This is a genomic window from Paenibacillus qinlingensis, assembly GCF_031455095.1.
GTDB lineage: Bacteria > Bacillota > Bacilli > Paenibacillales > NBRC-103111 > Paenibacillus_E > Paenibacillus_E qinlingensis_A.
In genome coordinates this window covers 1-22450 of the sequence record NZ_JAVDSB010000021.1, presented here as the reverse complement: position 1 = coordinate 22450, position 22450 = coordinate 1, and the positions used below count along the sequence as shown (strand labels likewise).

Genomic DNA, 22450 nt, shown 5'->3' with positions numbered 1-22450 from the left:
GCGGTATCTGTAAACATTACTTAGAAACAGCGAATACTTGAATCTTTTTCCAAGCTTCTAATTGTTGTTCCAACTGTTCCACTAACGTCGAGACGTTGTGTGAGAACAGTTCTTTTTGTTGTTCATTCATCTCATCTTGCGCCAAAGCTAGTTCACTTGGAGTGGGAGGAGCAGGGAATACTTGAATCAATTGCTGTAGTTTAGCGTGTAGTGGATTTACAGCCCCTGCATGAGCGTCAGGTTGCTCCGAGGAAGCTGTAGTGTGTGCTACGACAACATCTTTGACAGTAACAGCGGCCGTATCCGCCGTGCCCACTTTGTTAACCTGATCTGTAACCTTCTCATCCTTGGCAGGTGCCTTGGCCGCAATAGGCTTCGCTCGCTCTGCTCGATTGTTCTGAAAGGTGGACCAGGTTTCAATTAATTCGTGCCCAGACTTATACAGCAACTGGCCTTTGATTCTGTCAGAGATGTCCTTGTCCTTAAACATCTTCGCAATTTTCTTCACGTCACTGACGGGCATTTCATCACGTGCCATGATTAGCGCTAACGGATCACGATGCTCCATTGGCAGATCCTTCAACGGTAGCAATTGATCTTCCGTGAGCTTGTCTTTGCGAATCTCGGTTCCGCCTACGATGAGCTTCTTGACGGAGTTCCCAAACTTGAGCAGCTCACATTTGTTTTTGATATAAGATTCAGGCTTGCCCAGCTTGCTAGAGAGATATTTAATGGACGAGCTAAACTTCGCTTCATGCATGAGCTTATGAAAAGCTTCGGCTTCCTCAATCGGAGAGAAGCCTTCTCGGGTTAGATTTTCCGCAATCTGCTCCAAATAGATTTCCATCTCATCCGTTACCGTAGATACGATACAAGGGATTGTTGGAAGACCTAGCATTTTACTAGCTTTGTAACGGCGATTGCCATAAATAATCTTATACCGATTGTCAGAGGTAGTGCGTACTTTAATCGGTGAGAGTAAGCCAATTTCGCCAATACTTTTCATTAACTCTTGTAAAGCCTCTTCATCGAATTGATAACGGGGTTGATCCGTGTCTTCATCAATGAGGTGCATAGAAATTGTATGTATATCCATCTTCATGTCTCCATTCGTTCGAGGTCGTCTAGCTTAATTATATAACAAGGTTGGAAACGTGGGAATCCATTCCATAGAAAGCATTCTACTTTGGAAGGAACTAAACGTATCCCAATCATCATGGGCAGCAAATAAATATATTGCCAGTAAGGGAGTGAAGATGAAATAATAAAGAGAAATGTCGAAACGTGTCTTTTGTTCTAATTCAATATGGGAGGAGAGACCTATGAACAAATTACAGTATACCTTCCTATTCCTCATCTTTGTCCTTCTCTTTACTTCATCTGAATCGGTTCTTACCACCTATAAAACATCGCTGCTTAATGAATTGCAAAGCACAGAGCGGGCTCAATTATCCGCTAAAGCGGTTGCCCTGCAGTCTGTCATTAATCGCAACTTTAATTTGATGGTTAGTCTTGAAGCTTATGTAAGTGCCAGCTACTTGCAAGATAAAAGTGATGGAGAAATTCATGCTTACATCGAAGCTTTGTATGCAGGTTCACAGGCGTCCGCTTTGAATGTGGTGATTGCACCACATGGGGTTATGAAGTACGTCTATCCCTTCAAAGGAAACGAAGATATTATGAATTGGGATCTACTCAAGGATCCTCGGGCTCATGTACAAGCACAAGTTCAAGTGGGTTTACAATCGAAGAAAATGACAACGGATGGCCCATTCACGTTGCTTCAAGGCATGCAAGGCTTGGTAGCTCGTAAAGCACTTTTTCAAGAGGGGGTTTTCTGGGGCTTCGTATCGGTCGCAATTAACGTAGACGAATTACTCAGTGAATCAGGGATTGAAGATGAGACTCCTGAGGGTCCGAGGATGGCTATTCGAAGATTGGGTATGACTGCTTTTTATGGGGAAAATGCTACCTTCGTTGAGTCGCCATTGATCTCAGTAATCGATCTTCGAGATACACAATGGGAATTAGCGGCAACGCCACCCGTGCATGCCATCCAAGCGATTAATAATCAGATTCTAGTTACTCGTTGTGCAATACTTCTTGTTTTGCTTCTAGGCTTATTCTTCTTTATAAATATGATTCGCCAAAGGAATCGATTGGGTCAAGCTGTAGATGAACGCACACAAGAGCTGCAGATTGCGAATGAAGATTTGACCGCAGCCAATGAGGAGTTGATTGCAGGTCAGCAGGAGCTGCAAGAGTCTACGAAACGGATGCAGGAATCGGAGCAAATGTTGTCCTACTTGGCTTACCATGATGTACTGACAGGTATACATAATCGCGCACATTTTCAAATGATGCTGAAAGAGCAGATTACATACAATGAGAAGAGAGGCACCTCGTTAGTCGTCCTATTCTTTGATCTTGATAATTTCAAAATGGTTAACGATTCCCACGGACATCACATGGGCGATCATATGCTGCAGGAGGTTGTCTACCGCATTCAGCAATCTAATTTGGCTTACCATACCTTTGCTAGATTTGGTGGGGATGAATTTGCTATTTTGTTAGAGAACAGTCCTACTGAGCAGGATATTCAGGCATTTTGCGGTCAACTTATTGCGATCTTGAAACCGCCTTGCCTACTTGAGAATCGCGCTTTCTTTATTAATGCAAGTATAGGTATCGTACAGTATCCGCATGGCGGCTCAACTTGGGATGCCCTGTTGAAGAACGCGGATATCGCGATGTATATGGCTAAAAAAGAAAGCGGAAGTTCCTTCTGTTTCTTCAATCAACAGATGGAGATGCATTCCATCTCGAAGCTGGAAATGGAGAGTCATCTTCGCCAGTCACTGGAGCGTAACGAACTCGAAATTGTTTATCAACCGCAGATCGATTGCTTGCAAGGGACAATCATTGGTGCAGAAGCACTTTTGCGCTGGAATCATACGACAAAGGGATACATCTCGCCAGCTGATTTTATTCCCTTAGCCGAAGAGCTAGGGCTTATCGATGTTATTGGTGAATGGGTGCTGCGCGGCGCATGCGAGCAGATGAAAGCCTGGCATAGCCTGCAAGACGTTCCGCAGATGATATCCGTAAACATTTCTGTTAAGCAGTTAAATGACGTACACTTTGTGGATAAGGTTATGGCCATATTGGAAGAGACGGGACTGGAAGCACGCTACCTAGAGATGGAGATTACCGAGAATGTTGCTATGCTAGATGAGAAGATGGGCGTACTCTATACACTTCGAGAGCTAGGTATCTCCATTTCCGTTGACGATTTCGGTACCCATTATTCGTCTCTCAGCTATTTGAAAAGGTTCCCCGTCACGAAAATTAAACTGGATCAGTCGTTTGTCCGCGGCATTCAAACCGACAGCAAGGATCGGGCCATGATCAAAGCAATCATTTCTGTCGCGAATGCCTTTCAGCTGCAAATCATTGCAGAAGGCGTCGAAACGGAAGAGCAAGTGGAATTCCTAGTGGCGAATGGGTGTTATCAAATCCAGGGGTTTTATTTTCATAAACCGATGGGACCAGAGCAGCTGCAAGTTATATTCTGTAAAGGATTAGATGAGAAATTAGCTTTCTTAGGCGAAAAGACTGTTCCTACCTATGATATATAAAAATAGGAAACATAAAAGCGGTGCCCCTGATGGGAGCACCGCTTTGATTTATTTAAGAAAAGTCCCCTATAGCGCGACGATCTGTTTCTGTTTCTTTTCGAAATAGACCCATTGCTTGAATCCAATTTCTTTCAAGGTTTTCTGTACTTCTTCCCAATCGTCAGCTACCCGACTAGGGATATGGGCGTCAGATCCGAAAGTAACCTCAACACCATAATGGAGCGCACGCGCTAGAATTTCGTGTGAAGGGTACCAGCCGCCAACATCTTTTGTTTTGCCTGATGTATTGATTTCGATGGCTACGCCGGATTCACCAATAATTTTCAGTGTCTCATCAACCTTTGGCGTTGGAATATCCGAGAAGGCTGGGTAGAAGCCTTTCATGGCGTCGATATGTCCAAGAATTTGAAACATACCGGATCGCGCGGATTCAGCAATGAGGCGGTAATACTCTTCTTTGTGCTCAACGTGCTCCGCTGCGTTCAACTTCTTCCATCTGTTGCGATTGAAGATACTCACACCACCAGATAGATGGACAGAGCCGATAATATAATCGAACGGATACTTAGCATATTCTTGCTTATAAATATCCACGTGTTCCGGAAAATAATCAGACTCCACACCTAGCAGAACATTGATTTTGTTTGCATATTCTTCTTTAAGCTGAAGCACTTCCTCAATATAGCGAGGAAATTCACTTTTTGCCATCGCGATGGCAGGTTGTGCACGATCTTCGGAGCTTCCAAAGTATGGGGAGTGATCCGAGATGCCAATGACGTGCAGGCCAGCTGCAATGGCAGCCTCAATATAGTCACGTATAGTATCTTGCGCATGTCCGCACCGCTCATGATGCGTATGTAGGTCGAATTTCACAGCAAGTCCTCCTAAAAAGTAAACTATTCTGAACCAATAAATTGTGTTTCAGGCATTCCTTTGAGATCGCGAAGAAATTGTTGCATAGCAGAATTCAGGTATCGTCCTGACTTATATACTACACCTACGGGATGGGTAATATCCAATTCGTTCACTTTTACCATCTTCAATGAGCCATGTCGCAGTTCATCAGCAACAGACATTTTGGAAATGATCGCAACACCCAGATTTAACTCGACCATGCGCTTCACTTCCTCACTGCTAGACAATTCCATGACGATATGAGGCGAGACATCGTAGGACTTGAAGATTTGATCGACGAAACGTCGACCGGCAGTTTCTGGGGAAAGCATGATAAACGGAATGTTTCTAAGTTTTTCGATCGATAAATGTGTGAAACGGCTAAGAGGATGGTGCGTGGAGACGATGAGTTCAAAATTATCATAGTAAAGCACGGACGTCTCCAGTGCTGGATTTTTCTCAAACAAATACGTGATCCCAATATCGATATGACCATTTTCCACGGATGTCATGATCTGAGATGAAGTCATGGAATGAATCGTTGTTTTGATCAGCGGGAATTGATCTTGGAAATAGGAGAGGACCCTAGGTAATATCTGCATGGCAATGGAAGTTGTTGTGCCAATATGGATATGCCCTTGTGGTGTTTGGCTAAGATCGGAAAGACGCTGTTTCAGGTCACTCGTGATCCGCAATATTTTCTCTGCATGTTCTAAGAAAAGTTTTCCACTATCCGTTAAAGTGACGGGCTGATTACGATCGATCAGAATCGTACCGAATTCATCCTCAAGACTTTTTATTTGCGCGGAAACGGCAGGTTGGGTCAAGTTTAGAATTTCACCAGCTTTACGGAAGCTCATCGTCTTGGAAATCGTGAGCAGGGTTTCTAACTGGTTCATATTCATGAGATTACCTCCTGCAAGTTAGATTTAGGGTGCCTAAGGTACAAATAAAATTTATCGAAATTGTAAAGGGAATAAAAACCTTTTCTTACTTTATTATATGATAGGAAGTGCTAACTAGGCAACATGGCAGGATAAATGTGGAGAATGGTGCATAAGGTAGCGAAGTACAGTGGGAAATAACCCAAACTTTCAATTGAAAAATACTCAAATTTGAATATAATAATTTATGTAATTAAAATAATTATTGAGGAGACTCACCCTATGTCTTTAACACGTAAATCAAATCCGACCTGGACCGTAGTGGGCTTGATGCTGGGACTTTTGTTGGCATCTTTGGATCAGACGATTGTTTCCACGGCGATGCCGACGATTGTATCCAAGCTAGGTGGCTTCAGCCAATTCGTCTGGGTATTCTCGGCCTATCTGATTGCCAATGTGGCGGCGATGCCGATATTCGGTAAATTATCCGATATGTATGGCCGCAAATTATTTTTCATTATCGGAATCGTCGTCTTTATGATTGGATCTGCCCTGTGTGGAACAGCATCATCGATGACGCAGTTGATCATTTACCGCGCTATTCAAGGGATAGGTGGCGGTGCATTAATGCCGATTACCTTTGCTATTATTTTTGATATTTTCCCTCCAGAGAAACGGGGTAAAATGCAAGGCTTATTCGGAGCTGTCTTCGGATTATCCAGCGTGCTTGGCCCTATTATTGGTGCCTATTTCACAGATCATGTTACTTGGGAATGGATTTTCTTTATCAATTTGCCGTTAGGTATTATTTCACTGCTAATGATTATTTTCTTCTACCACGAGAAGGTGGAACATAGTAAGGCTAAAATTGATTGGTCTGGAACGGTTGTTTTAACGGCTGCTATTGTTTCATTAATGTTCGCCTTAGAGTTTGGCGGAAAAGAGTATGCGTGGGATTCCATGCTGATTATTGGTTTATTCGCTGGTTTTGTTGTCCTGCTTGCTGGCTTTCTTCTCATTGAGAAACATGCAGCAGAGCCCATTGTCCCGCTTGATTTGTTCAAAAACCGTTTGTTTACTTCAAGTATGGGCGTAAGCTTTGCTTATGGAGCTGTGCTGATCTCCGCAGGTACGTACATTCCTTTGTTTATTCAAGGTGTATTCGAAGGATCTGCAACATCTGCTGGCTCGACATTAACGCCTATGATGCTTGGTGTTGTCGTAAGTAGCGCGTTAGGTGGAAGATTTATCGGTAAATTCTCTTACCGGAATGTACTGCTTGTCTCTGTGGCACTTCTGCTTGTAGCGACATCGCTGCTTGGCGGCATTTCCATAGATTCCGAGCGATGGGTCATTACTACCTATATGATTATTCTAGGGCTGGGGATTGGCGCTTGTTTCCCAATTACATCCATGTCTGCACTTCACAAAGTTGATTTCCGTCGCAGAGGTACGGTAACCTCCTTAGTTGCATTCTTTCGTTCCGTTGGTTCTGCCATCGGGGTTGCGATATTCGGTAGTATTCAAGTGAATGCATTAAAAGACAATATTACCACTTCACTAAATGATCCAGCGATGGCAGAAAAGTTTCACGATGCGCGTATGCTGCTTCAACCTGAAGTGAGAGCGAATATACCAACGGAAGTCTTGCATAAACTGCTGGCGGCGTTGGCAGATTCCATTGCTGTGGTATTCCAAACCACGATCGTGTTAGCCGTACTAGGTCTTGCGTTCATTTTATTAATGGGAAATGCTAAACTAGAAGTTGGTAAAGCGCCTGTTAAAGGAGATGTACCAGTAGGACACTAGGAGGTTTACACATATGTCGATAAAGCTGGTCATTCTCGGACTATTAATGGAAGCCAATCGGCATACCTATGAGATTCGCCAAACGATGAAAGAACGCGGCATGACGAATTATATGAAGCTGCAGGATGGCTCGCTCTACTATGCAATGGATCAGCTGCATAAAGAGGGGCTTGTAGAGGCACTAGAAGTCGTGCGGGATACGAATCGGCCCGAGAAGACCATTTATCAAATCACAGAAGCGGGTAAGCGAAAGTTTCAAGAACTATTGTCCCATCAATTGCATGAGGAGATTAAGCATTATCATCCTCTCTATGTCGCTCTGCCGTTTACCGTTCATGGCGACCAAGCCAAAATTGCGGATATTCTTGAACATAAAATCTTGGAACAGAAAATGATTATGAACAAGATGAAAAGCTTATACCACGAGCATATCAACATTGTTCCACGCGTCGTCTTGCAGATGATGGTCGGGAGCTATAAGCGTGCTTTTACCGAGTTAAAGTGGCTAGAAGAGTTGCAGCGTGATGCCCGCGAGGGGCGGCTGCAGGAGCGGAATTCGGAGCTCGACGTGGATTGGGATCGGATTGAGTAAGGGAGAAAACGAAAGAGTGCAAAGAAGAACCGCACTGCCTTGATGAATAAGGTAGTGCGGTTTTTGATTTTATAAGGCATTATTGGTAGGATAACTACTATACTGCTATTGAACAAAGGAGACATCATGAAATTATATAATATAGTGATGGGAATTGTTTTAATTTGTCTGGGTGCTTTCATGGTTTATAAGAATGACTTTACCTTTGCATGGTCGACAGGTTTTATCATGCTAGTGGGACTGTTTTGTTTAATTAGAGGGATACGGTTAGGTAGATCATGAGGTGATGGAAAAGGCTGCGAATCTGCAGGCTTTCTGAGGGATTTATCCCGAAAATATGAAATACCTGCGAATCTGCAGGCTTTCTTAGCCAATTCCTCTTGGAATCGCAAATTGAGGATAAAAGGATGCACATTCGCAGGAATTTGGCTGTTACAGGAGTAAAACGAAGAAAAAAACCTGCACATTCGCAGGTTTTCTTCTATTTAAGCCCGTAAGAGCAGCTACAGCTATCGCTTAATTGCCCGATGCAGCTAATGCATTCAGCTGCGCTATGAAATGCGGTAAATCCGCGCAGACCAAGTCCGGCGTCAAGCCAGCCGACGCCAGCTGCTCGTGCACATTGTCTGGCGTGGCGACGCCAGTCAGCACAAGTGCCGTGCGGCACCCCGCTATCGCGCCTCCGCGGATGTCGGTGTGCACGTTATCGCCGATGACCCAGACATCGGCGGCAGGCAGACCAAGCCGCTCAATGGCATACGCCATAATGATCGGCGAAGGCTTACCGATCACCACCGGCTTCACGCCGGAGGCGGCGGTGATCGCAGCTGCCAGGGTGCCTGCCCCTGGCATTAGCCCTCCATCCGACGGCAGCAGCCGGTCGGGATTGGTTAAAACATAGGTCGCACCATGTTTCAAATGGCGGACCGCTTCCGTCAGCTTCCCATAGGTGAAGCTGCGATCAATGCCTTGGACGACGTAATCCGGCGTCGTCTCATCTAGGGCGAAGCCGGCTGCGTCCAGTGCGATCCGCAAGCCGTCTTCGCCGATCATATGCACGCGATGACCCGCGTGCTGCTCGCTCAAGTACTGTGCAGCCGCCTGCGAAGAGGTGTAGACGGCGTCTGCGGGCACTTCGATGCCGAGCGCTTGCAGATGCTCGGCTACCTGCTCTGGGGTGCGGGACGAATTGTTCGTCACCAATAAGTAAGGCAATTGCTCCTGGTGCAGCCATTCCAGGAAAGCTGCGGCACCAGGGATAGGCTCATGTCCTCTGTAAAGTGTTCCATCGAGATCGATCAGAAATCCGTTCATCCTGTTGCTGCTCCTTTAGATAGGTAAGTTGTAGTCGGCAGAGTAATCTCAACGATCGTCCCCTCCGTAAGTTTACTGCTTATTTTCATGAAACCCCCATGCGCTTCAATGATGCGATAACAAACCATTAAGCCGAGTCCAGTTCCTTTTTCTTTCGTGCTGTAGAAAGGTTCCCCAAGTTTAGGGAGGCGTTCAGGTGCGATGCCGCACCCCTGATCCACGAAGCGGACGATGATGTGATCTCCCGTGCCTTTCAATTCAGCATAAATGCGCAGGTTGCCGCCTTGCGACATGGACTCTATGGCATTTTTCATAATATTAATAAAGACCTGTTTAACTTGATTCACATCACAAGTAACTGGCGGAAGTCCAGCGTCAACCTCTGTCTCAATTTCAATGTTACTGAGTAATGCTTGAGGCTGAAGTAATTCGACCGTGCTCATGATAATCGGATGCAGCGTGCTAGTAACGAAGTGCGTAGCCTGTGGTTTGGAAACTAACAAAAACTCGTTCACAATAAATTCTATACGCTGAAGTTCCTTTTGCATAATTTCAATGTAATACTGCTCCTTTGAAGTGCTCGTTGTGAGCAGCTTGAGGAATCCTTTTAAGGCAGTCAGTGGATTGCGGATTTCATGTGCGACACCGGCAGCCAATTGTCCTACAGCTGATAGTTTATCAGATTTTATTAATAATTCCTGCGTTTTCTTCAATTCCGTAATGTCGTTGAATGTAATAACGGTACCAAGAAGCTGACCGCCGCCATCGAGCATAGGGCTAGACATATATTCAACGGGGAAGCTGGCCCCATCCTTTTTCCAAAATACATCTTTATTAAGAACCGAACCTTCTCGCTGAAGCATGGTATTGACTGTCGCGTTTTCCTCGGGAATTACGAAGGTACCATCCTGATGAACAGGACGTATTACATTATGTATTCGTCTTCCAAGCATTTCGTCTACTTTCCAACCCGTGATCGCTTCTGCTGCTTTATTCCAAAAAATAGTTCGTCCATTCGTGTCAATGCCATAAATGCCTTCTGAAACCGAGTTTAGAATGAGTTGATTTTGTTTATACAGCTTATCAATTTCTTTCTTCTGTTCTCTTATTTCCGTCAAGTCTTTGAGAATAGCATAAACCCCAACAATTTGGTTTCCCACCTTCGTCGGAACAAAAGTTACATTAGAAGGGATAGGAAATCCATTCTGATGTAAGAAAGAAGCATCAAAGTTTTGGGGCATTCCTTCAGAGGCCACTTGAAAATGGTGCAATGTTTTGAGTAGATCAGGCGGGTGAATCATAGGAAGAAAAGAGGCGGATTTTGATGATTCTTCTCCCAAACCAAGAAGGCTTTCAAGCCCATGATTGGAAGACAGGATATCGCCATCCAAACTGAAAGAAATGATGGAATCAGGATGGTTATCAAACAGTGATTTATATCGCTCAGACGTTTCTGAAATCGTATTTTCACGTTGTTGGAGTAACTTAATTATGAATAAGAGAAGTATCATGAATACGACGAATACGCCGCAATCAAGAGAAATACTTGCCAGGCGATTATGTTGAAAAAAAGCTAGCTGTTGTAATCCAAATAAATCTACACCGAAGAGCACTACGATACATACGAAGTACTTCGATAATTTCCGCGCACTTGCAGGAGGGGGGTTCATCGTCATTGACTCTCAGCTCTCCTTTTCGAGATTATTTTAATAGTTTAACAGATATAGCTAATATATTGTATAATTTACCAATGTTAATCTCCTTAAATAATTTCATTTCTGGCAATTACAGGCTTCGACAATTTAAGTATGAAGGTTGAAGTGGGGGTATGTATCTGAGTAGTTAGAACTATTTTTGTTAAATTGACAGTATACTTGTCCTAAAATTTTATGTATAATGTTGAAAAAGGTCGTTTTTCTGTGGAACTTATTCGCAAATGAGATCGGAGCGGAGCTATGAAGGCTGAGTACATTAATCCCTTTTTGGAGTCGGCTAGAATCGTCATCGAGCAAGTTGCTAACATTCGCCCAACAACTGGGCAGCTCGGCATTAAAGACGTCAAATTTGTGGAAAATTATATCTGGATCCAAATCGGGATGACTGGGCAAATGGAAGGCGATGTGGTCTTTGGCTTAGCTGAAGATGTTGCTTTGAAAATGGTATCTGCCATGATGGGTGGATTCGTTGTCACGGAGATGGATGAAATGGGGAAGAGTGCCATTTCGGAACTGGGCAATATGATCAGTGGGAATGCGAGCACGATGCTCTTTAATCAAGGCGTACGGGTAGACATCACGCCACCGAAGTTGGTCCAATCTGCTACGGCAGCAGGATTTGTGCCGAAGAAAGCATTAACGATTCCATTAATTATGGATGGCATTGGTGAACTAGACATTCAAGTAATAATTACGTAATATAAGTAAGAAACGTACGGAGTACCTAGATCATGGTAACTCCTTTTTTTTATGCGTTGGAGGGAGCGGAACAGGTTGGACATTAAGAACAAGGTCGTCTTAATTACAGGTGCTTCAAGTGGGATTGGGGCTTTAATGGCTCAACAATTTGCAGCTAAGGGTGCTATTCCTGTGTTAACGGCACGGCGTACAGATCAACTGCAACAAATTGCTTCCAGCTTGAAAGGACGGCATGCCGTCTACGCTATGGATGTTACAAAGACAGATGAGGTTAATGAAGTTGTGAGTCGAATTATCGCTGAATTTGGGCGTATTGATATACTGATTAACAATGCCGGTTATGGCATATTCGAAGCTTTTGTTGAGGCGCCTCTTGCTCATTTTGAAGAGATGATGGATGTGAACTACCTTGGGCTCGTAAGATGTACGAAAGCTGTTCTCCCGCATATGTTGAGCGCAGGTAATGGGCATATCGTTAATATTGCGTCGATGGCGGGGAAAATCGGCTCTGCCAAATCAACAGCTTATTCCGCAACGAAGCATGCTGTCCTTGGATTTACGAATAGTTTGCGAATGGAACTAGCGAATACGGGGGTAGTGGTAACAGCGATTAACCCTGGCCCGATTGCGACACCATTTTTCGACAAAGCGGACCCGAGCGGTAACTATGTGAAGAACATTGCCTGGTTTATGCTGAAGCCAGAAAAAGTTGTTAAAGAACTTATTCATGCCGTAGAGAAAAACATTCCCGAGAAGAACCTGCCTTTTGTAGCAGGTGCTGGCGTCAAATTGTTTCATATGTTTCCTCGACTATTCAATAAGCTAGCTACTGGTATTATGAATAAAAAATAAAGCGACTCCCAGTCGGATGATTGGGGTCGCTTTTTTTTCTGCATATGCTACGTATCTGCTTGATCGGGCTTCGCTGCTTGTTTCGCTTGATTGAGCGCACGAATTTCCTCAAAAATCTTTCGCATCTCTGCCTTCGCTTCAGGATGAGATTGATTCCAATGCGATGCGAGCGCAGGCAAAGCCTTATGAACATGGTTGAAGAAAGCCCATATTTTGATTTTCTCGATCATTTCTGGCGACGAATCACCGGTAATAAGCTCGGCTGTTTTGGTAACCAACGTGTTAAAATCGTTTTCGAAATCCGTATTCATTGACTTCATCCCTTCGGATGGAAATAGGTAGTTGGAACACTTTTAGTTAAATATTAGTTTAATAGATGAAGTTGACGCTGTCAAAAAGCAGTTCTCGTGACACGAAGGTAAATTTTTCCGTTAATTTTACCAGAACGATTGTTTACTCCCCCTTTTTATCCTAAAATAAGGTAGATACATTTTGGGTCTTTTTACCTGTAGGCTAGGAGGGAACACGATGAAGTCACTGAGAGAGATATTTAACAGCGACTTTAACACATTAGATAAGAGCATGCAGGAGCAAATTTATAAAGAATTTTACTTGCTCGTTTATCCGATGATTAACTTTATTTTGAGAGATCACGCGGCTGTGGAAGATATTATCCAGGAGTCCTTTCTTCGTGCCGTTCACAAAGCCCCGTTATTAACAGAGATTGATAAATATGAGAGTTGGCTCAAAAGACTTACCCGTAACGTAACTTTAAATCATTTGCGTAAACATAAACGTAACCGAGATGAGCTTGAAACGGAAATCTTGTTTTCACTAAAAGAGTCAGCCCCTACTTCGGAATATTCGGCAGCTCCAGATATAGAGGTTGAAATGAAGGTGATGCGAGAGGCTGTTATCGCCTATATCAATCAACTTAATCCTGCTTATAGACAGATTATCGCCATGAAATGGATCCATAATTTATCATACAAGGATATGGCGAGTGAACTCTGCGTGACCGAAGGTGTTGTGAGACAGCGGCTTTTTCGCGCGCGCGACGCGATTAAGCAGAAGTTTTTGAAGGAGTGGGGCTCTGATCAATAGAGGGATATGGGCATATATTTGTTTGCTGGGGCACTCTAGCATATAATATGGGCATGAGGTTGGAAGAGAAAAGGGGTATTTAGCGTTGAGCACAAGTTTTGAAGAGCTGCAGATTGCACAGACATATTTAGATAAATTACAAGAATTAGGGATAGGTGAGCCAACTCCGATTCAAGCGGAAGGGATTCCCGTTCTGCTGCAAGGAAAAGATGCGATTATTCAATCCCAGACAGGAACAGGGAAAACACTAGCTTATCTATTGCCAGCCCTAGAGCGGATTGATGCAACACAGAAACAATTGCAAGTCATGGTTGTGGTCCCAACACGAGAGCTAGGCATGCAAATCATGCAAGAAATTGAGAAGCTGACGAGTGGGGGACCTATTCGTGCGCAATCTTTGATCGGTGGAGCGGCTGTTGCGAGACAGATCGAAAAGCTGCGTTTACACCCACATATCGTTGTTGGAACACCTGGACGTTTGCTTGAGTTGATGAAGGTACGTAAGCTTACACTGCATCATGTGAAAATCGGCATTGTCGATGAAGTTGACCAAGTATTTGAACTTGGGTCAATGCAGGATGTAGAAGCGGTACTTAAGGGGATGCTTCGTACTAGTCAAATGGTGTTTGTCTCGGCGACAATTCCGCAAAGTACAGAGCAGGCGGCAGGAAGATGGTTAAAGGATCCGGTAATTATCAAAATTAACCCCTCCCAGCGTACGGCTGAAACCTTAGAGCATCACTATGTGGTGTGTCAGGAACGCGAAAAGATCGACACACTCCGAAGACTTGTTCGGATGATTAAGCCAACTTCCGCGATTGTCTTCATTAATGTGACTGACGATATTGCTCAAGTCGTTGGCAAGCTTCAATATGTAGGTCTTTCGGTTGAAGCTCTTTATGGAGAAGCCAGCAAGCAGGATCGTGCCAAAGTCATGGGTAATTTCCGCGATGGGAAATTCCAATTATTGCTGGCAACGGATGTGGCTGCTCGAGGGCTCGATATTGAGGGAGTCACGCATGTGTTCCATTTGGATGTAGCGACGAATGCGGAGTATTACCTTCACCGTGTAGGTCGGACAGGCCGGATGGGTCGTGAAGGGACGTCGATCTCTATCGTGACTTCGAAGGAACTCTTCATCATCGAAAAATTCGAGAAGCAGCTCGGCATCACGATTGAGCCGAAGGCTATGTACGAGGGCCGGTTAGTCGACCCGGCCCAAGATCGCAGTGCGGCTACGATGCGCAGCCGCCGTGAAGCCGCGCGCCCGAGCGGCGCAGCTCCTTCGCGCAGCGGCTCCGCCGGCGCGCGTGATGCTGCCGCGCCAGCGGGCGCGGTGCGTGTTAGTGCCGCGGCGCCAGACGCGCGCGGCCAGCAGGGCGCTGCTCCGGCGAAGCCGGCAGCGCAAGGGAAGACGGCTGCCGCAGGCAAGGCCGTCAGCAAAGCGCAACGCGAGCGCGATCGCAAAAGCAAGGGCGCTCCGCGCTGGTTGAAAGAGAAGCAGCAGAATAAAGAAGAATAGCACGCTTCGAATGGAAGCTTATTCACAATCTGCGGGGTGTAAAGCATGCTGAAGAAATTAATGTTTGCTATCTTGACTCTGGCTGTCATCGCCGCGGTGATGCTAGTCATCGTCATTCAGTATGTGAAACCAACAGAGTCGCTTGATCTGCAGTATAAAGAGATATCCATTAGCAACAAAATTGCAGAAATGATCCTTTCCCGCAAGCTGGAAGTCCGGCTTTCGGAAGAGGATGTCAATCAATTGCTCAAAAAGCAATTAGCGTCGCATACCCAACTGCCACATGACTTTCGCATGGAAGGCGCCACGCTGAATCTGCAGGGTTCGATGGTTGAGGCAGATGTCAATGTGAGGTGGCACGAGCGGATCCCAATTGGTGCTCTCGCGCTGTTTACTTTAAGTTGGGAACCGCCTAATTTGGTCATTCAACATGTGAATACACAGATCAAGAATTGGCAGTTGCCGAGTTCATGGCTTCAATTAGCGCCAGTTGAAATTCCACTTCAATCCCATTTGCCCAAATTAATTGGGATCAAGAATGTGGTATTCGAGGATAAGTCGATTCTTATCCAGCTTAAACCATTCCAGTAAAGCGAAAAACCCTTCAAGTCCACCAAGTGGATCTGAAGGGTTTTTCGTTTAGGAAGTAACAATATCATCCTGCTGTACACGCATCACTGGTGCCTGCCATCTACGTGTGTACATAATAATTCCGAACACAACACACATACTGATGAGAACAAACCAGATCGAGACGCCTACATGGAAGTGATCCATGCCCCAACCGACACCCAGCGGCAGGATGGCGCCACCTAAACCGCCTGCGGCGATCAATGCGCTCGTTGTTTGTTCCGTACGCCCTGGCAATAGTTGATTGGCGTAGATAAGCGCAACGGCGAACATACCGGACATGAATAATCCAAGCAAGAGGATAACGGCAAAGCTACTCCATAAATTCGTACTAAATAGCCAAACGAGTACGGTTAGCACGCTTAAGGCAAACGAGAAGACTAAATATTTTAAATACGTAATCTTTTCCGCAAGTACACCTGCAAATACACGTCCAATCACCATGGTTAGCCAATAAGCGGTAACACCAAGTGAAGCGATGGAGCTCGAAGCATTTAGCTGATCTTTAAAAATAGAGGGTAAGAAATTAACGATCGTATTTTCCATACCGCAATATAAGAAGAAAACGGTCATAAGTAAGAAGAGAAACAGGAGTGACTTTTTAGATAAAACGGGTATTCGCTCCGCTTTCTGTGTACGGTCAGCTTTATGTGCAAGTAATTCATCATGCTCACCTAAGGAAAGTTTGGACCAAATGAGTCCAGTGACCAATGCGCTTATACTAAGTAAAACGAACGCATGTTTCCATACGCCGTTTGCGATAAGTAAACTGGCAACTAGCGGCATAACTAAGGCGCCTAGTCCAAAGTAAACTTCAAGCTTGCTGAAGGCAACGGCTTGTTGATCTTTGGCTGCCGTGAGAACGAATGTGCTTATGCTGGATTCCACAAGACCGAAGGAGATGCCTGCAAGGAAGGTCAATCCAATCACTAGGGGCCAAGGTGGCAGTAATCCAATAGCGAGCATGGCAATAAACAATAAGCTAAATGCCATTGTAATTGTACTTCTACGACTGATGCGACGAATGAGTGCTGGCATTGCAAGCACGCCTAACATGAAGCCTCCAAATTGCAAAAAGACCAGCATGCCACCGCCACTATAGCTACGACCATAATGGGCCATTAGTTCAGGAAGCACCGCGCCAAAGATTACGTGTGTACTGCCTGTTAGTAAGTAGGATAAGCAGCCCATGAATAACAGTCTTCTCATCGTACAGTACTGCCTTTATGTTCCGTCGTCTTCTTTTCATTGAAAGCAAATACATGGGCTATGGCTTCGGATACGGAATTCACCGTGTAAGCGGCTTGCTTTTTCACATCGGCATGAGCCGTATGCATGGCAAAGCTATGCGGTGTAATGCCGAACATGGACACATCATTAAAGGAATCTCCAAAACATGCGACTTCCTCAGGCTTGAAGCCTAAATGTGCGATTAGAGTCAATATGGAGGTGCCTTTAGAAACCTGATGAGGCATGATGTCGAGACAATCTTTATCCGCCAAATAAATGTCCAGTTGATCAGGCAGTTCGTTTTCTAGTACTTTCTTAATTTCTAGTAATACGTCTACGCGACCAAAGAGAGAGAATTTGCAGATCGGGAATGCATCCTTCAAGGACTGCTCAATCTCGCTTTTCAAAAGGAAGGGTTCAAACATTCTCGCTTGAATCTCGTCGGACGCCGGGCTTATGCTTTCGATGATATTGGCATCTCCGGTACAAATTAGCTTTACCACGTCGTATGCTTTGAGCTTCTGAAAGACTTGATGAGCGATGGAAGGCTCAAATAGCTTTGCTTGCAGAAGTGTCCCATCCACTAAGTGGATAAAGGCACCATTTTGGGAAACAGAATGGCCTTGATGTTGGATGTCTTGAAGTACCTTTTGCATTTCCATATTCATTCTGCCTGAAGCTAGACAAAGTGTGATGCCAGCTTCTTTTGCTTGGCGTAGGGCATTTAGTTCGCGTTCAGTTACTTTCTTATGATGGTCAAGCAACGTGCCGTCAAGATCGCTAACGATAAGTTTAATCATGTTGGTCTTCTCCTCCTGCAAGTACAATTTCCACTTCACTGGCAAATAAACGTTCTTTCATTTCCTCGCTAAGCGCTTGATCGGTCACAAGCATATCGATGTTTTCAAATCCAACGACATGATGGAACAAGCGCTTGCCGAACTTGGAATGATCCGCGAGTACAATCACTTGATCTGCATACTGCATCATGGCTCTAACTAAATAACAGTCCTCTTCATTGGGGGCAGACAGACCTGTCTCGGAAATACCACACGTACCAATAAATAGCTTATCAACGTGATATTCTTTTAACATTTCAATCGCCTTAGCCCCGTAGACGCCATGGTGTTTAGTATCTAGGACACCGCCAAGCATATGAATCGTAATGCCTTCCTTACGGGTGAGGATAGCAGCTGTTTCAATCGAACTCGTGATGACGATGTTGTTCTTGGAGGTTAAGGCAGTGGCAGCGTGTAGGACCGTAGTCGATGCATCCATCATCAGGTAATCGCCATCTTGAACAAGGGTTGCAGCTGTTTTTCCAATCGTTAATTTAGAAGAGGACTCTTCTTGAAGTCGTTGATCATAATTGCCCACTTCTTTATAAAGGGTAGGAAGAATAGCTCCGCCTCTTGTACGAACGATGGAGCCTTGCTCCTCTAGTTTGACCATATCTCGCCTAGCGGTATCGCGTGAGACTTCATAGAGCTCACAAATCAGATCCACGGAAATACGCTTATTTGATTTTAAGTATTCAAGGATGGAGATAAGTCGTTCTTCCTGAAACAAGGGGAATTCACCTCCTTCACTTAAGTGATATTAAGTAATTATAAGTATATGGCTTATTGTATACGCATGTTGAGTAGCTTTCAATCCTTATTTCAAAATAAAAAACCGTGCTTGCTCGTTGCACGAACGAGAGCACGGTCACTACGATCTGATTCTTATTTAACGGTTGTTTTCTTACGTGTTTGAATGTAGCTCGGATAAGTAATCTCACCCGTATCTAGTTTACGAATTTCCTCTTCGTTCCAACCTGTAATCTTATTCGTCGCCGTTACGCCTGTCAGTTTAATTTGATAACGCGTCGCTAAGTACGCTTGGAGTTTCGTCATTTCTTCTGGTGTAATTTCTCTCAGTTTACTCTTTCCATGAAGCTGGCCAAGGATAACACCGATGGATTCAGCGGCCAGACTCGTGTTTGGCTGAATACGTGTACTTCCGTAAGCAATGGCTGACGAACCTACGTTTTTTCCAGCGGCGATGACATTATCATAATTTTTCAGTAAAAAGCTGCGTAGTGGCATGCCATACTTATCAGGACGTCCCATCTCAATTCCCCATTTGTTCGCACTTGTTCCTTGTAAATCGAGGGGATAGCCGCCAATACTCACATTGTCCCAGAACATGGCTCCGCCGAGGAGATCAGATGGCTTCAAGGTGTAGTCCATTTCGTAATGGTTATACTCACGTACATAGGGATAGGTTGGAAGTTCGCCCAATTCAGCTTTTTCCCACCCAGGTAAGGTTTTCCGGAAATGCTGCAAAATGAGCGCCGTTTCTTTATTTCCTAAAGTAACAGCTTCTTGAATGGACTCTGGCTTTGCAGGATCCACCGTATATACGAGCAACGCGTTAATGAGGACTTCACCATCACGTTGATTTACCGCATTTAATCCTCTTAGGAAAACACGATCATTAGAAGGATGGTATGCCTTTGTCATCCCGCTAAGTCCAATTGCGAAGCTATCGCTGACACTTCCACCGCCAAATTGCTTGGATCTGTCCTCAGGTTTCAAAGCGTTAAATGTCGTATTGAATTTATGCCAATCCACGTTTTTAAATTTCATCATCATACCCGCACTCATGTACTCAATTTCTTTTTGACCGTAGAACTTTTCAAGTCCAGGTAAGCGCTTGGCATCTAAACGGCTGATTAGTGCGGCATAATCACTGTTGTCTACCCAATAGGAGGCTGTGATTTTCTTAACTTCATTTGTATTCGTTTTATATAGGAGAGATGGAATTTTGTGCATAAGGTCAGGTGTTTGAATCTGTTCAACATCTTGAATGGTAATCCCTGACTCGATCGGGATGTCCTTACTCAGTTTATTCATATAAGTAGTAAACTCAGGCAACTTACGAATTTTAGCATTACGGAAGCCATCAAAAAGTTCTTTGGCGCGGCCTTGTACAAGTAAATGACCTTGTTCATCGCGTGTTTCGTCAAGAAACAGCATCTGACTTTGCAGAATTTGACCACCAAAGGCTTGGTGAGGGTCTAATATTTTCACCTTGAGGCCTTCATCCATGGCCGCTCGCGCCAAGTATAGTCCTTCGAGCTCGCTTCCAATAACGACGACATCAACGTTTTCGGTTGGATATGTGGTCTTGCTCTCGGTTTTCGTTTCTTGGGTAGGTACTGGTGTCGGCACATCACTTGCTTGTGGCGTAGTAGGATGTGTTACAGATGGAGCAACTACTGCAGTCACGTTCATGCTTCCTTGCTTAAACCAAACTTTGCCGAGAGAGTAGGCCGATCCAATGATTAGAAGTACAGCCAGAGCAATAACGAGTTGAACTCGCGGGTTTCGTAAGCGCATACATAAGCTCCTTTAGCGTTAGACTATATGGTTCAGTTTAGCAGTTTCAAGGTGGATTTAATAGACTTTGAGAATTGATTTTGAAAGATTTACAAACAACACCCCCAAAAAATGACAAGCATTGGCGAATCCTTGTAGCATAACCAGGAACCCTTCGCGAAGGCTCCATCTTATGTATAAACCATAACATGACTAAGGGAGAGATTTTAAAATGAAAAAAAACCTAATGAAAAAATTCGTAGCTACAGGTCTTGTACTAACTATGGTTGCTGGTGGCGGAACTGCCGCATTTGCAAATGGCAGTAAAAACGATGATCACGGCAACAAAGGAAATAACAACAACTACACTCAAAAATATGACAATAAATCGAATAACTCCAACAGCTCCAAAGGCAATACAAACATTACGATTAACATTAATTTCAATGATATGAAGAATGCACAATGGGCAATGCGTTACATTGCAAGTCTAGCTTCCAAACGTGTTTTCGAAGGATATGAAGATGGTAGCTTCAAACCAGAAAAAACAGTAACTCGCATTGAAGCGATTACAGCAGCTGTTCGTTTGATGGGATTGCGTGAACAAGCTGAGTCCGATGCTGAAAAATCAACGAAGTTGAACTTCAAAGATGCAGACAAAGTTCCAGCATGGGCAGTAGGTTATGTGGCTGTAGCTCTTGAGAATGACCTATTCACAGAAAGTGATGATAGCGTTCGTCCTAATGAAGAAGCAAATCGTCTGTGGGCAACAACACTACTCGTGAAAGCATTGAAATTAGAAGCGGAAGCAAAAGCAAACATGACTAGCCAACTTACATTTAAAGATGCGAAGCAAATTCCAGCTGGATCTGTTGGTTATGTGAAAGTAGCCGTTGATAAAGGCTTAGTTGATGGATTTGAAGACAATACATTCCGTCCAAATCAAAATGTAACTCGTGCTCAATTGGCAGCTCTTCTTGATCGTACAAACGAGCAACTACCTGGTGAAGATCAAAATACAAAGACAGGAACTGTCAACGCAGCTGTGTACAACAATGTTCTTTCCCTAACTAAAAATGGCACAACAACAACGTATACATTGCACCCAGATGCCTTCGTTTTGCGTAATGGTGTTAAAGTACCTGCTACTCAAATCGCTGTTGGCGATACAGTAAAAGTACGTACATTTAACAACACAGTTGTGTTTGTAGAAGTAACAGGCAATGCTCCAGTGAATGCTACATTCGATGTGTTGGGTACATTGACTTCAACAACAATTAACGCGCAAGGTAAAATTGCAACAATCACGATCACACAAAATATCAATGGCGTTGATCAATCGACTACATATACTGTGGCTTCCACTTTCGCTTTGACAGGTAATTTGGCTAACTTCTCTGCTGGTCACCTGATTCAGCTTAAAGGCCAAAATCAATCCGTTACAACAATTGACGTTAAATAGAGATAAAAAGTTCGCACTTCTAATAGAGATAGATAAAAAGGTTAGATTCAAACAAACGAGCTCCTTGCTTCATGCAGGGAGCTTGTTCTAATTTAATTGTATAATTTGGAAAGTGAAGTGAAAAACTATGCGATATCTTGAGAGGAGTGGGTTTAGATGGAAGAAAGTTTGATGGATACTTTTAAAAGGTACTATGCTGACTACCGGGGAGCAGAGGGAGTTGATGAAAGCTTTACTGATGCTTATCAAGCCATGGCGTTCCATGTTATTAATCAGACAGAGCAATATGTGCAGCAAGAAAACTTTCATGAGATTCAGAATCTGATTCGTGAGTTCAGAGAAATGGGACTATCGATTTCACCAAGCAATGATTCATTGAAAGAGCAATTTGAGCAAGAACTTGTGCAGCAAGAATTGAATCGATATTCTTTTTAAAAAGGTGTTGCATTATCCAAATGCCCGTGGTATTTTACTGATCCAGCCAAAACGGGCTGCAAATTTTATCGAAATTTGTAAAAATAAAGCTTGCATCTGTTTGGGTGATTATGCTATATTGTAAGTCCGGCCTTGAGGTTAAGGCGGGAATGAAGCATGAGAAATTGATCTTTGAAAACTGAACAACGAGTGAGTAAGCACAGTCGAGTAATCGACTACAATTGAGATTGCAAAATCTCGCTAGCTTCAAATGAGCAAGTCATCTTTCTATTATGGAGAGTTTGATCCTGGCTCAGGACGAACGCTGG

Annotated in this window: 20 protein-coding genes; 10 read left to right on the top strand and 10 right to left on the bottom strand. The window is 44.1% G+C overall.

The genetic code is table 11. The annotated features are described in order from the left end of the window. Positions 1–16: 16 nt before the first annotated feature. Positions 17–1096, bottom strand: coding sequence for a ParB/RepB/Spo0J family partition protein (locus J2736_RS30295; RefSeq protein WP_310502309.1), 1080 nt, complete (start codon positions 1094–1096; stop codon positions 17–19). Between the two features lie 226 nt (positions 1097–1322). Between J2736_RS30295 and J2736_RS30290 the strand changes: the two genes are divergently transcribed. After that, a complete protein-coding gene (locus tag J2736_RS30290; RefSeq protein ID WP_310502308.1) occupies positions 1323–3638 on the top strand; it encodes a bifunctional diguanylate cyclase/phosphodiesterase in 2316 nt (771 codons plus the stop codon). A gap of 66 nt (positions 3639–3704) precedes the next feature. On the opposite strand, the gene J2736_RS30285 is transcribed toward J2736_RS30290, so the two are convergent. Together J2736_RS30285 and J2736_RS30280 are read right to left on the bottom strand one after the other, a co-directional pair. After that, positions 3705–4511: a histidinol-phosphatase gene (locus J2736_RS30285; protein WP_310502307.1), complete on the bottom strand. Its 807-nt coding sequence runs from the start codon at positions 4509–4511 to the stop codon at positions 3705–3707. A 23-nt stretch (positions 4512–4534) separates the two neighbouring features. Further along, positions 4535–5437, bottom strand: a complete 903-nt coding sequence (locus J2736_RS30280; RefSeq protein WP_056613689.1) for a LysR family transcriptional regulator — start codon at positions 5435–5437, stop codon at positions 4535–4537. A gap of 261 nt (positions 5438–5698) precedes the next feature. Here J2736_RS30280 and J2736_RS30275 point away from each other — a divergent pair, with 261 nt between their 5' ends. Together J2736_RS30275 and J2736_RS30270 are read left to right on the top strand one after the other, a co-directional pair. Further along, positions 5699–7225 (top strand): MDR family MFS transporter, encoded by a 1527-nt coding sequence (locus J2736_RS30275; protein WP_310502306.1) that lies wholly within the window; start codon positions 5699–5701, stop codon positions 7223–7225. A gap of 13 nt (positions 7226–7238) precedes the next feature. Continuing rightward, entirely contained in the window at positions 7239–7817 is a 579-nt protein-coding gene (locus J2736_RS30270; protein WP_310502305.1) for a PadR family transcriptional regulator, read from the top strand. 516 nt (positions 7818–8333) lie between these two features. Here J2736_RS30270 and J2736_RS30265 read toward each other — a convergent pair. Further along, the gene (locus J2736_RS30265; RefSeq protein WP_310502304.1) at positions 8334–9131 is read right to left on the bottom strand and encodes a TIGR01457 family HAD-type hydrolase; all 798 of its coding nucleotides are present in this window, start codon (positions 9129–9131) and stop codon (positions 8334–8336) included. Beyond that, a complete protein-coding gene (locus J2736_RS30260; protein ID WP_310502303.1) occupies positions 9128–10807 on the bottom strand; it encodes a PAS domain-containing sensor histidine kinase in 1680 nt (559 codons plus the stop codon). The genes J2736_RS30265 and J2736_RS30260 overlap by 4 nt, the downstream gene beginning before the upstream one ends. 279 nt (positions 10808–11086) lie before the next feature. Between J2736_RS30260 and J2736_RS30255 the strand changes: the two genes are divergently transcribed. Both J2736_RS30255 and J2736_RS30250 read left to right on the top strand, forming a co-directional pair. Further along, complete coding sequence (locus J2736_RS30255; protein ID WP_310502302.1) at positions 11087–11545, top strand: chemotaxis protein CheX; 459 nt, start codon at positions 11087–11089, stop codon at positions 11543–11545. A gap of 75 nt (positions 11546–11620) precedes the next feature. After that, positions 11621–12397 (top strand): SDR family NAD(P)-dependent oxidoreductase, encoded by a 777-nt coding sequence (locus J2736_RS30250; protein WP_310502301.1) that lies wholly within the window; start codon positions 11621–11623, stop codon positions 12395–12397. 47 nt (positions 12398–12444) lie between these two features. Here the strand turns inward: J2736_RS30250 and J2736_RS30245 are convergent, their stop codons facing one another. Then, a complete protein-coding gene (locus J2736_RS30245) occupies positions 12445–12708 on the bottom strand; it encodes a DUF2573 family protein (RefSeq protein ID WP_310502300.1) in 264 nt (87 codons plus the stop codon). Between the two features lie 217 nt (positions 12709–12925). Here J2736_RS30245 and J2736_RS30240 point away from each other — a divergent pair, with 217 nt between their 5' ends. The 3 genes from J2736_RS30240 to J2736_RS30230 all read left to right on the top strand — a co-directional run bounded on the left by J2736_RS30240 (position 12926) and on the right by J2736_RS30230 (position 15614). Then, positions 12926–13501: an RNA polymerase sigma factor gene (locus J2736_RS30240; protein WP_310502299.1), complete on the top strand. Its 576-nt coding sequence runs from the start codon at positions 12926–12928 to the stop codon at positions 13499–13501. 85 nt (positions 13502–13586) lie between these two features. Next, a complete protein-coding gene (locus J2736_RS30235) occupies positions 13587–15023 on the top strand; it encodes a DEAD/DEAH box helicase (RefSeq protein ID WP_310502298.1) in 1437 nt (478 codons plus the stop codon). Between the two features lie 45 nt (positions 15024–15068). Then, positions 15069–15614 carry a hypothetical protein gene (locus tag J2736_RS30230; protein WP_310502297.1) on the top strand — a complete coding sequence of 182 codons (546 nt, stop codon included), beginning with the start codon at positions 15069–15071 and terminating at the stop codon, positions 15612–15614. A gap of 48 nt (positions 15615–15662) precedes the next feature. Here the strand turns inward: J2736_RS30230 and J2736_RS30225 are convergent, their stop codons facing one another. The 4 genes from J2736_RS30225 to J2736_RS30210 form a co-directional block, all read right to left on the bottom strand. Further along, a complete protein-coding gene (locus J2736_RS30225) occupies positions 15663–16862 on the bottom strand; it encodes an MFS transporter (RefSeq protein WP_310502296.1) in 1200 nt (399 codons plus the stop codon). Next, positions 16859–17683, bottom strand: coding sequence for an HAD family hydrolase (locus J2736_RS30220; RefSeq protein WP_310502295.1), 825 nt, complete (start codon positions 17681–17683; stop codon positions 16859–16861). Before J2736_RS30220 ends, J2736_RS30225 begins: the two co-directional genes overlap by 4 nt. Beyond that, positions 17676–18452: a DeoR/GlpR family DNA-binding transcription regulator gene (locus J2736_RS30215; RefSeq protein WP_310502294.1), complete on the bottom strand. Its 777-nt coding sequence runs from the start codon at positions 18450–18452 to the stop codon at positions 17676–17678. The genes J2736_RS30220 and J2736_RS30215 overlap by 8 nt, the downstream gene beginning before the upstream one ends. 155 nt (positions 18453–18607) lie before the next feature. Then, a complete protein-coding gene (locus J2736_RS30210) occupies positions 18608–20266 on the bottom strand; it encodes an FAD-dependent oxidoreductase (protein ID WP_310502293.1) in 1659 nt (552 codons plus the stop codon). Positions 20267–20477: 211 nt separating this feature from the next. Here J2736_RS30210 and J2736_RS30205 point away from each other — a divergent pair, with 211 nt between their 5' ends. Further along, the gene (locus J2736_RS30205) at positions 20478–21707 is read left to right on the top strand and encodes an S-layer homology domain-containing protein (RefSeq protein WP_310502292.1); all 1230 of its coding nucleotides are present in this window, start codon (positions 20478–20480) and stop codon (positions 21705–21707) included. 156 nt (positions 21708–21863) lie between these two features. Next, positions 21864–22142 carry a hypothetical protein gene (locus J2736_RS30200; protein WP_310502291.1) on the top strand — a complete coding sequence of 93 codons (279 nt, stop codon included), beginning with the start codon at positions 21864–21866 and terminating at the stop codon, positions 22140–22142. Positions 22143–22450: the final 308 nt, after the last annotated feature.